The following is a 10,534-nucleotide window of genomic DNA, read 5'->3' on the forward strand; positions in this document are numbered from 1 at the left end:
CCGGTCGTTCACGTGCCGTCGGGGATGGAGCCGAACTCGGCCCGCCCGGTGGGCCGGTAGGTGTTGATCGCGATGCCGTTGGGCGTCGTGCGGGCGCCGGTCAGCTCGAAGGCCGTCGGCAGTCCGCCGTCCGTGAACAGCCGCTTGCCCGCGCCGAGCACGACCGGGTGGACCAGCAGGTTGTACTCGTCGATCAGGCCGTGCGCCATCAGGGACCGGGCGAGTACACCACTGCCGTAGATCTGCACCTCGCCCCCTTGGGTGCGCTCCTTGACCCGGGCGATCTCGGCGGCGACATCGGTGGAGATCACGGTGGTGTTCTCCCAGTCGGCCTTCTCCAGGGTGGTCGAGACGACGTACTTGGGGTACCGGTTGAGCCGGCCGGCGATCGGGTTGTCGGGGTCGGTGATGCCCGGCCAGTACCCCGCGAAGATGTCGTAGGTACGCCTGCCGAGCAGGAAGGCCGCCGAGCGGTCGAACAGCTCCCCGACGAACCGCCCGCTCTCCTCGTCGATGACGGGGGCCTGCCAGCCGCCGTACTCGAATCCGTCGCTCGGGTCCTCCTCGGGGCCGCCCGGGGCCTGCATGACGCCGTCGAGCGTCAGGAAGGTGATGAGGGTCAGCTTCGCCATGGTCCTGCTCCTTCTTCGGGGCTCGGTAACGGCCGCGGATTCCGCTTCCATCTGTTCTGACCCCCGCGCGGGCCGCAACTCATCGGCCGGCCGGGACACCGAAACGGAGTGGGCGTCCGTTTCCCGCCGGTCTCCGGGCCGCAGAAGAACTTTCCTTGTCCTTGTCAGCCAACCGGCGACACCACCACCGGCAACGGACAGGACCCCTGATGAACAGCACCAGCAGCACCGGCTCCAACCGCGTCGCACTCGTCACCGGCGGCAGCCGGGGCATCGGCGCCGCGACCGCCCTGCGGCTCGCCCAGGACGGCGCCGATGTGGCGCTGACCTACGCCAGGGACGAGGCCGCCGCCCAGGAGACCGTGCGGAAGATCGAGGCGTGCGGCCGCCGCGCGGTCGCCCTGCGCGCCGATTCGGCCGACCCGGAGGCCGTCCCCTCGGCGGTGCACCGGACGGCGGAGACGTTCGGCCGGCTCGACGTCCTGGTCAACAACGCGGGCATCGGCGTCCTCGGCCCCATCGACACCCTCAGCACCGCCGATGTGGACCAAGTGCTCGCGGTCAACGTGCGGGCCGTCTTCCTGGCCTGCCGGGCGGCGGCCGGCCTGATGGAGCGCGGCGGCCGCATCATCACCCTCGGCACGGCCCTGAGCCGGTTCGCGGGCGGACCGGGCGGCACGCTCTACGCAATGAGCAAGTCGGCGCTGTCCGGACTCACCAAGCCGCTCGCCCGCGAGCTCGGCCCGCGCGGGATCACCGTCAACCTGGTCCAGCCCGGACCGGTGGACACCGATCTCAACCCGGCCGACGGCCCGTTCGCCGCCGGGCAGCGGGCCGCGACCGCGCTGGACCGGTTCGGCACGGCCGCAGAAGTGGCCTCGCTCATCGCCTACCTGGCCGGTGACGAGGCCGCGTACATCACCGGAACCGAGGTCGTGGTGGACGGTGGCCACGCCGCCTGAGTTCCGTGGCAGGGTGGGCGGACGTTTCCGTCCGTCCGCCCACCCTGCCGGAGGAGGCACCCATGTTCTGGTCACGCGGCTCACGTGAGGCGCGCGAGGAGTACGAACCCCCGCTGCACGAGGAGTTCGGCTTCACCATCGCCCGGCGCGGATACGACCGCGATCAGGTCGACGCCTACCTCGTCCGGCTCCGTGGCGGTGCGCCGCCGCCCGAAGCGGTGGCCTTCGAACTCGTCCGCCGGGGCTACGAGCGGAGCCGGGTCGACGAGGTCATCGCGCAGTTGCACCGCGAGGCCGGCCGCGAGAAGTGACCCTAGGCTGGCCGGGCAGGCAGCCGTCCGACGAGAGGAAGCCGAACATGCCCGAGACCCCGTCGCACACACTCATCGACGGCCGGACCGTGCCCTCGGTCGGGCTCGGCACCTGGCCCCTGGACGACGACGCGGCGGAGGAAGCCGTGGCCGGGGCCCTGGGCCTCGGCTACCGGCTCGTCGACACCGCGCTGAACTACGGCAACGAGACCGGCACCGGGCGCGGGATCGCCCGCAGCGGGCTGGACCGGGAGGACGTCTTCGTCACCACCAAGGTGCCGGGCCGCCACCACGGGTACGAGAAGACGCTGGCCTCGTTCGAGGAGTCCCGGCGCAACCTGGGCCTCTCCTACGTGGACCTCTACCTCATCCACTGGCCGCTGCCCCGCGTCGATCTGTACGTCGATACCTGGAAGGCCATGATCCGGCTCCGCGAGGAGGGGCTCGTACGGTCGATCGGGGTCTCCAACTTCACCGCGGACCACCTGGACCGGCTGGAGCGGGAGACGGGGGTGCTGCCCGCCGTCAACCAGATCGAGATGCATCCCCGGCTGCCGCAGGAGGAGTTGCGGGCCGTGCACGCCGCCAAGGGCATCGTCACGGAGAGCTGGAGCCCGCTGGGCCGAGGTCACGACCTGCTGGCCGACCCCGGTCTCGTCGCCGTCGCGCGGGCGCACGGGGTGACACCGGGACAGGCGGTGCTGCGCTGGCACACCCAGCTCGGGGCCGTCCCGATCCCGAAGAGCGCCGATCCGGGACGGCAGCGCGAGAACCTGGACCTCTTCGGCTTCGAGCTGACGGCCCAGGAGCTGGCGCGCATCGCGGCCGGGCCCCGGCAGCGGTTCGGCGGGGACCCCTCGACGCACGAGGAGTTCTGAGCACACCAGCCCTCCAAGCCGCGCAACCGAACCTGTCACACAGAACTGCGTCGGATTCAGCCGCGACGGGGCCGAGCCCTCGGACCGAGCTTATGGATCAGCCGAGGCGAGGTTCGTTCATTCTTGGCACTTCTGGGCAGCAGTTACTGCGTCCGAGCGGCACCAGGTCGCGCGCGTCCCCAGGAGGACCATTGCCCGGCATACCCGTCAGCGACGTCGACCTCTACACCGATTCGGCGCGCGTCGCCCCCTACGCAATCTATGACGAGCTGAGGGCACTCGGGCCCGTGGTGTACCTGGCCCGCTACGACATGTACGCGTTGCCGCGCTACGACGAGGTACGCGCTGCCCTGACGGACTGGCAGACGTTCTCCTCAGCACACGGTGTGTTCGTGGACAGGGAGGTGAACGCCCAGCTTGAGGGGATCACGCTGTGCAGCGATCCGCCCGAACACACGGCGATGCGAACCGTGTTGGGACGGCCGCTGCGGGCAGACCGGATGCGTGAGATCACTCCGCGTATCGAGAGCGAGGCCGACCGGGTCGTCGAGCGGGTGGTCGGCCAGGGCCGGTGCGATGTCGTCGCCGAGTTGGCGGGACACCTCCCCATGGCCGTGGTGTCGGATCTGGTCGGCCTCCCGGAACACGGACGGGAGAAGATGCTCGAATGGGCCGCCGCCATCTGGAACACCCAAGGCCCCGCCGACGAGCGCGCCGCCGCGGCGGGACCTGCCGTCGAGGAGTTCATGTCCTTCGCCATGAACGACGCCGTGCCGGGGAAGATCGATCCCAACGGCTGGGCGGCGCAGCTCTACGAGGCCGCCGACCGTGGCGAAATCTCGCCCGACAAGTGTCCGATGATGATGCTCGACTACGTCACTCCGAGTCTGGACACGACGATTCTCGCCATCGCCAACATGGTGGCGCTGTTCGCCCAGCACCCCGCTCAGTGGGACCTGCTGCGCGATGACCGATCGCTGATCCCGCACGCGATCAACGAGTCGTTGCGCCTCGAATCACCGGTTCCCCAGTTCAGCCGGTTTCTCACCGAGGAGCATGAGATCGGCGGTGTCGGACTTTCCGCCGGCTCCCGGGTCGCGCTGCTCTACGCCTCCGCCAACCGCGACGACCGGCACTACCCGGACCCGACGCGCTTCGACATCACCCGCCGCCCCTCGGATCACCTCGCCTTCGGGCGGGGCGAGCACGTGTGTGTCGGTATGCACCTCGCCAGGCTGGAGATGAGCGCGCTACTGGAACGGCTCGCCGACCGGGTCACCCGCTTCGAGATCCTCCAGTCCAAGCCGATGATCAACAACGGGCTGCGCGGTTTCGACTGCCTGGATGTGGCGTTCGAACCGGCGGCCGCCCAGTAGGGCCCGCGCCCCCAGCCCGTCCCCAGCAAGAGCCGGCCGTGTTCAGCGGTCCCTTTCGAGGAGGCGGCCGGTGGGGGCGTCGAGCACGCCGTCCGACGCGATCCGTACGCCGCGCAGCCAGGTGGACCTGACGACGCCGTGCAGGGTCCGGCCGGCGTACGCGGTGACCTGGTTGCGGTGGAACAGCCCGGCCGGGTCGACGGTGAAGGTGGCGTCGGGGGCGAGGACCGCGAAGTCGGCGTCCCGGCCGGCCTCGATCGCACCCTTGGAGCGCAGACCGGCCAGTTCGGCGGGGGCGGCCGACATCCAGCGGGCGACGTCGTCGAGCGAGTGGCCGCGCTTGCGGGCCTCGGTCCAGATGGCGGGCAGACCGAGCTGGAGGGAGGAGATCCCGCCCCACGCGGAGGCGAAGTCCGGCGTCTTGAGATCTGTGGTGCAGGGCGAGTGGTCGGAGACGATGCAGTCGATGGTGCCGTCCGCGAGCCCCTCCCACAGCGCGTCCTGGTTGGCCGCCTCGCGGATGGGCGGGCAGCACTTGAACTCGGTGGCGCCGTCCGGGACCTCCTCCGCGGTGAGGGTGAGGAAGTGCGGGCAGGACTCGACCGTGACCCGCACCCCCTCGCGCTTGGCCGCGGCGATCAGCGGCAGCGCGTCGCTGGAGGACAGATGCAGTACGTGGATGCGGGCGTTCAGCCGCTTGGCGTGGGCGATCAGCCCCTCGATCGCGGTGTTCTCGGCGTCGCGCGGCCGCGAGGCCAGGAAGTCCGCGTAGGCGGGGCCGCCGCGCTGGGGTGCGGCCGCCAGGTGGTGCGGGTCCTCCGCGTGCACGATCAGGAGCCCGCCGAACCCGGCGATCTCCGCCATCGAGCGGGCCAGCTGCTCCTGGTCCAGCTCGGGGAACTCCTCGACGCCGGAAGGCGACAGGAAGCACTTGAAGCCGAAGACCCCGGCCTCGTACAGCGGGCGCAGGTCCTTCACGTTGGACGGGATCGCACCGCCCCAGAAGCCGGTGTCGATGTGCGCCTTGGGGGCGGCCACCCGCTGCTTGACGCGCAGGTGCTCGACGGTGGTGGTGGGCGGGAGGGAGTTGAGCGGCATGTCGAGCAGGGTGGTGATCCCACCGGCCGCGGCGGCGCGGGTGGCGGTGTAGAAGCCCTCCCACTCGGTGCGGCCGGGGTCGTTCACATGGACGTGGGTGTCCACCAGGCCGGGCAGCAGGACGTCGTCACCGAAGTCCTCCAGCCGGGCGCCCTCGGGCACCTCCGCGTCGTACGCCAGGACGGCGTCGATCTTCCCGTCGGTGACGGCGACCGTCGCGGGCCGCGTCCCCTCAGGAGTGACGACCCGCGTCGAGCGCAGTACCAGCTTCACGTCCGTAGCGGACACGCGTGCTCCCCACTTCCAGAAATTCAACGAACTGTTGACGGAGTCTTCACTCGCGAAAGCGGCCCGTCAAGACCCCCGCTCTCCGCGTCGGCCACCCAGCGGACCATGAGGGATGTCGACTGGAGATTTCCACAAAGTAAAAGACTAATTTCGTAGAGCGGAACGTAGAATAAGCCGGAGGCCGTGCGCCAGAACCGTCCGGCCGCCGGTGGACACCCGGACAAACGGGCCCTGACCGGCCAGGACGCCGACCCGGAACAGTGGGCCGATCGGGAAGCGCCCGGTAGGCTGCTGCCTTGCTCTTCCGCTTCGAAAGGACCGTTGACGTGCCGCCGTCCCACGCCAGCACATCCGACTCCAAGCCCGCCGGACCCAGCGGTGGTGTGCAGTCCCTTGAGCGCGCCTTCGATCTGCTGGAGCGGATGGCCGACGCGGGGGGCGAGGTCGGTCTGAGTGAGCTCTCCGCGAGCAGCGGGCTGCCGCTGCCCACCATTCACCGGCTGATGCGCACGCTCGTGGTCTGCGGATACGTCCGCCAGCAGCCCAACCGGCGGTACGCGCTCGGCCCGCGCCTGATCCGGCTCGGCGAGTCCGCCGCACGGCTGCTCGGCACCTGGGCCCGCCCGTATCTCGCGCGGCTGGTCGAGGAGACCGGCGAGACCGCGAACATGGCGCTGCTCGACGGCGACGAGATCGTGTACGTGGCGCAGGTGCCGTCCAAGCACTCGATGCGGATGTTCACCGAGGTCGGCCGCCGGGTGCTGCCGCACTCCACCGGTGTCGGCAAGGCACTGCTCGCGCACACCTCGCCGGACGAGGTGCGGGCGCTGCTGGCGCGCACCGGGATGCCGGCCGCGACCGAGAAGACGATCACCACCCCCGAGGGCTTCCTGGACGCGCTGGAGCAGGTCCGCCGGGCGGGCTACGCGGTGGATGACAACGAGCAGGAGATAGGGGTCCGCTGCCTCGCGGTCTCGGTACCCAACTCACCGACCTCCGCCGCGATCTCGATCTCGGGTCCGGCGGGCCGGGTGACGGAGGCGGCCACCGAGCGGATCGTGCCGATGCTCCAGCAGGCCGCCAAGGAGCTCTCCGAGGTACTGGCCAGCAGCGGGACGTCCGGCGGCTGAGCGGGGGCTCAGGCCAGTGCCGGGGCGGTCAGCCGGCCGTCCCGCATCGTGACCGTCACGTCCATCCGGTCCAGCTGGGTCCGGTCGTGGGTGACCATGACGGTCGCCGTGGACCGTTCGCGGGTCAGCGTGACGAGCAGGTCCAGCACGGCCGCACCCCGTTCCTGGTCGAGCGCGCTGGTCGGCTCGTCGACGAGCAGGACCGCCGGGTCGTTCATCAGGGCCCGCGCGATGTTGATCCGCTGGCGCTGACCGCCGGACAGCTGGTGCGGCCTGCGGTCGGCCTTGTCTGCCAGGCCGACCGCGTCGAGCAGTTCCAGCGCCCGGGTCCGGGCGGTCCGGGGCGCACCGCCCGACAGATGGGCCATGACCTGGAGCTGCTCCGCGGCGGTCAGCGACGGCAGCAGATTGGACTGCTGGAAGACGATGCCGATCCGCTCGCGGCGCAGCGCCGCCTTGTCCGCACGGCTGAGCCCCACCGTGTTGGTCCCTGCGACGACGACGGCGCCCTCGTCCGGGGTGACCAGGGTGGCGGCCACGGCGAGCAGGCTGGACTTGCCGGAGCCGGAGGGGCCGACGACCGCGGTGAGGGTGCCGGCGGGTACATCGAGTGCCACCCGGTCCAGGGCGGTGAGCCGCCCGTCGCCGTCGGGGTAGGTGAGCGTGACATCGGTGAGCATGAGGGTCATCGGGCACTCCCGAGTGCGGTGAGCGGGTCGACGGCGGTGATCCGCCGGATGGACAGGGCCGCCCCGACGGCGCCGAGGGCGATCATGACGGCTGCCGGGACGAGGACGGTCGATGCCTCCAGGACGAAGGGCACGGCGCCGCCGCTGACCAGGGCGCCGATGCCGGAGGCCAGGGCGGTGCCGGTCCCCGTGCCGATGGCGAGCATCACCACGGCCTGCCCGAGCGCGTCCCGGAGCAGATAGGGCGTGGAGGCACCGAGTGCCTTGAGGACGGCGACGTCGCCGCTGCGCTGGATCGTCCAGACGGTGAAGAAGGCGCCGATGACGAGGGCGGAGATGGCGAAGAGGAACCCGCGCATCAGCTGGAGCGAGCCGTTCTCGGCCTGGTAGGAGCCGATGGCGGTGAGGGATCCGTCCAGGGTGAGCGTGCTGGTGCCGGCCGCGCGGTCGCCCGCCGCCAGGTCCGCGCCGTCGGTGGTGGTCAGGGCGATCACGGTGGCGCGGGCCGCGTCGTCGGCGCCGAGCCGCTGCCAGTCGGCCAGCCCGGTCCATACGACCGGCGTATGGCTGTACGAGGCGTCGCCCGCGACGGCCGCGACGGTGACCTCGGTGCCGCCGAGCCGCAGCCGGTCACCCGTGCGGGCGGAGAGGTCCTCCGCGGCCTGCTCGGAGAGCACTACCCTTCCGGGTCCGACCGGGGTACCGGAGGGCGCCAGGCCGCTGTCCGGTTCGACGCCGAACGCCGAGACGGCCGCCGTCCGCTCCCCCGCCACCGCGGCGGCGTCGATCGTGCGGATGCCGAGCGGCCGGGCCTTCTCGACGCCGGGCTGTCCGGCCCAGCTCCGCCAGGCGCTCTCCTTGACGGTGGAATTGGTGAAGGACACCGACTGGCCGTCGGGCGGGGCGGCGAACGCCAAGTGGTCGGCGCTCAGCCCCGTGACGGCCGAGGTGTTCTCCCGAGCCAGTCCTGCCGTGAGGCCGGACAGCAGACCCACGAGCAGCGTGATCAGCACCACGACCGTGCCCATGAGCGCGAACCGGCCTCTGGCGAACCGAAGATCTCTCCATGCGACGAACATGACTCCAGCGTCGGCCGGGGCGGCCCGGGAAACATCGCCCTCGGGCTGGGCGAGACATCAACCTTTCGATTGACCGACCCACGGCACCGCCCGCCTACGCTGGACGAATCATGGAATCACGTGTTCATCCGCCGGTCGCCGCCGCGCTGCGGCTGTGTCTGCACGCCCTGCTGCTGGGGCTGCTGGCGCTGGCGGCGGTCAAGGCCGTGAGCGCCGGGGACCCGCACGCCACCGCCGTCGTCGTGGTGTCCTGCGTGCTGGCCTCGGTGTACGCGGCGGGTGCGCTGGCCCCCGTCGTGCAGCCGGGGACCCTGGCCGGGGCGTGCTGGCTCGCCGTACTGGGGGCGCTCTGGCTGGTGCTGCTGGTCCTGTCGCCGGACGGGCTGTGGGTGGCGTTCCCGCTCTACTTCCTCCAGTTGCACCTGCTGCCGATGCGCTGGGGGCTGCCCGCCGTCGCGGTGACCGCGGCCGCCGCCATCGTCAGCTTCCTGGTGCACGGGCAGGAGGTCACGCCCGGCACCTTCATCGGCCCGGTCCTCGGCGCCGCGGTGGCCGTCGCGACGGTGCTCGGGTACGACGCGCTGTTCCGGGAGAGCGAGCGGCGCCGCGAACTCATCGAGGAGCTCGTCTCGACCCGGGCGGAGCTGGCGGCGGCCGAACGCACCGCGGGCACCCTCGCGGAACGCGAACGCCTCGCGCGGGAGATCCACGACACCCTCGCGCAGGGCCTCTCCAGCATCCAACTGCTCCTGCGCGCGGCCGAACGCACCCTGGAACCGGACGCGCCCGCCACCCCGCATGTCCGCCAGGCCCGCGAGGCCGCCCAGGACAACCTCGCGGAGGCCCGCCGCTTCGTCCGCGCCCTGACCCCGCCCGACCTGGAGAACGGCTCCCTCGCGGCCGCCCTGGAACGGCTCTCAGAGCGCGGTACGGACGCCGCTCTCACCGTGCAGTTCGCCGTCAGCGGCACCCCGGTGGAGCTGCCCACCCCGTACGAGGTGGCGTTGCTGCGTACCGCGCAGTCGGCGCTGGCCAACACCGTGCGGCACGCCGGGGCGCGGCGGACCGAGATCACGCTGAGCTTCATGGACACCTCGGTGTCGCTGGACGTGGTCGACGACGGCTGCGGCTTCTCGCCGGACGCCGTCCTGCCCGGCGGCAGCGGCACGGGGACGGGCGGCTTCGGGCTGCCCGCCATGCGGTCGCGGGCCCGTTCGCTGGGCGGCACGCTGAGCGTCGAGTCGGCGCCCGGCCAGGGCACGGCCGTCGCCCTCACCCTGCCGCTCCCCGCCGGTACGGATTCACCGCTCTTCGCAGGCCCGAACGGACAGGATCCCGCATGACCACGCCGATCAGGCTGCTGCTCGCCGATGACCACCCGGTGGTCCGGGCGGGGCTGCGGGCCGTGCTGGACACCGAGCCGGACTTCCACGTCGCGGCGGAGGCCGCCACCGCGGAGCAGGCCGTGGCCCTGGCCGCCACGGGCGAGTTCGACGTCGTCCTGATGGACCTCCAGTTCGGCGCCGGTCTGCACGGCTCCGAGGCGACCGCGGCGATCACCTCGGTGCCGGACGCGCCCCGGGTGCTGATCCTGACCACCTACGACACGGACGCCGACATCCTGGCCGCGGTCGAGGCGGGGGCCGCCGGTTATCTGCTGAAGGACGCCCCGCCGGAGGAGCTGGCCGCCGCGGTCCGTACGGCGGCGGCCGGCCGGTCCGCGCTCGCCCCGGCCGTCGCGCACCGGCTGATGGACCGGATGCGGACCCCCGCGGAGGCCCTCACCAAGCGCGAGCTGGAGGTCCTGCAACTGGTCGGCGAGGGGCTGTCGAACCTGCGGATCAGCAAGCAGCTGTTCCTGAGCCAGGCGACGGTGAAGTCCCATCTGGTGCACATCTACGCCAAGCTGGGCGTCGACTCACGCACGGCGGCGGTCGCGGCAGCGACGGCCCGCAGGCTCATCCGCCGCTGAACCGGAGCCGCCGCCCTCCCCCGGACGGCCCGGGGAGGGCGGCGGCGCAGCGAGCCAGCGCGTCTCCGGCGGCGCGCCGCCCGCAAGAGGGGGAACGCAATCCCGATCTACAAAGTTGG

At 71.7% G+C, this 10,534-nt stretch carries 11 protein-coding genes; 7 read left to right on the forward strand and 4 right to left on the reverse strand.

Going from position 1 to position 10,534, the window contains the following annotated elements; translation table 11 throughout:
- Positions 1-8: 8 nt before the first annotated feature.
- The gene (locus ACZ601_RS05125) at positions 9-632 is read right to left on the reverse strand and encodes a dihydrofolate reductase family protein (RefSeq protein WP_469533093.1); all 624 of its coding nucleotides are present in this window, start codon (positions 630-632) and stop codon (positions 9-11) included.
- Between the two features lie 209 nt (positions 633-841).
- Here ACZ601_RS05125 and ACZ601_RS05130 point away from each other — a divergent pair, with 209 nt between their 5' ends.
- The 4 genes from ACZ601_RS05130 to ACZ601_RS05145 all read left to right on the forward strand — a co-directional run bounded on the left by ACZ601_RS05130 (position 842) and on the right by ACZ601_RS05145 (position 4,159).
- Positions 842-1,594, forward strand: a complete 753-nt coding sequence (locus ACZ601_RS05130) for a 3-oxoacyl-ACP reductase family protein (RefSeq protein ID WP_469533097.1) — start codon at positions 842-844, stop codon at positions 1,592-1,594.
- Between the two features lie 62 nt (positions 1,595-1,656).
- Complete coding sequence (locus ACZ601_RS05135) at positions 1,657-1,905, forward strand: DivIVA domain-containing protein (RefSeq protein WP_469533100.1); 249 nt, start codon at positions 1,657-1,659, stop codon at positions 1,903-1,905.
- A 47-nt stretch (positions 1,906-1,952) separates the two neighbouring features.
- Positions 1,953-2,783, forward strand: coding sequence for an aldo/keto reductase (locus ACZ601_RS05140; protein WP_469533106.1), 831 nt, complete (start codon positions 1,953-1,955; stop codon positions 2,781-2,783).
- A gap of 191 nt (positions 2,784-2,974) precedes the next feature.
- Positions 2,975-4,159: a cytochrome P450 gene (locus ACZ601_RS05145; protein ID WP_469533109.1), complete on the forward strand. Its 1,185-nt coding sequence runs from the start codon at positions 2,975-2,977 to the stop codon at positions 4,157-4,159.
- Between the two features lie 42 nt (positions 4,160-4,201).
- On the opposite strand, the gene allB is transcribed toward ACZ601_RS05145, so the two are convergent.
- Positions 4,202-5,545: an allantoinase AllB gene (allB, locus tag ACZ601_RS05150; RefSeq protein WP_469533112.1), complete on the reverse strand. Its 1,344-nt coding sequence runs from the start codon at positions 5,543-5,545 to the stop codon at positions 4,202-4,204.
- A gap of 326 nt (positions 5,546-5,871) precedes the next feature.
- Here allB and ACZ601_RS05155 point away from each other — a divergent pair, with 326 nt between their 5' ends.
- Positions 5,872-6,675: an IclR family transcriptional regulator gene (locus tag ACZ601_RS05155; RefSeq protein WP_440573196.1), complete on the forward strand. Its 804-nt coding sequence runs from the start codon at positions 5,872-5,874 to the stop codon at positions 6,673-6,675.
- A gap of 8 nt (positions 6,676-6,683) precedes the next feature.
- Here the strand turns inward: ACZ601_RS05155 and ACZ601_RS05160 are convergent, their stop codons facing one another.
- The gene (locus ACZ601_RS05160) at positions 6,684-7,364 is read right to left on the reverse strand and encodes an ABC transporter ATP-binding protein (protein WP_469533115.1); all 681 of its coding nucleotides are present in this window, start codon (positions 7,362-7,364) and stop codon (positions 6,684-6,686) included.
- Positions 7,361-8,443, reverse strand: coding sequence for an ABC transporter permease (locus tag ACZ601_RS05165; protein ID WP_469533117.1), 1,083 nt, complete (start codon positions 8,441-8,443; stop codon positions 7,361-7,363). The genes ACZ601_RS05160 and ACZ601_RS05165 overlap by 4 nt, the downstream gene beginning before the upstream one ends.
- Positions 8,444-8,553: 110 nt before the next feature.
- On the opposite strand from ACZ601_RS05165, the gene ACZ601_RS05170 reads away from it, so the two are divergent.
- Positions 8,554-9,786, forward strand: coding sequence for a sensor histidine kinase (locus tag ACZ601_RS05170; RefSeq protein WP_469533120.1), 1,233 nt, complete (start codon positions 8,554-8,556; stop codon positions 9,784-9,786).
- The gene (locus ACZ601_RS05175; RefSeq protein ID WP_469533122.1) at positions 9,783-10,415 is read left to right on the forward strand and encodes a response regulator; all 633 of its coding nucleotides are present in this window, start codon (positions 9,783-9,785) and stop codon (positions 10,413-10,415) included. The genes ACZ601_RS05170 and ACZ601_RS05175 overlap by 4 nt, the downstream gene beginning before the upstream one ends.
- The last annotated feature ends 119 nt before the right edge of the window (positions 10,416-10,534 follow it).

This window comes from Streptomyces sp. NPDC104307, assembly GCF_055584045.1.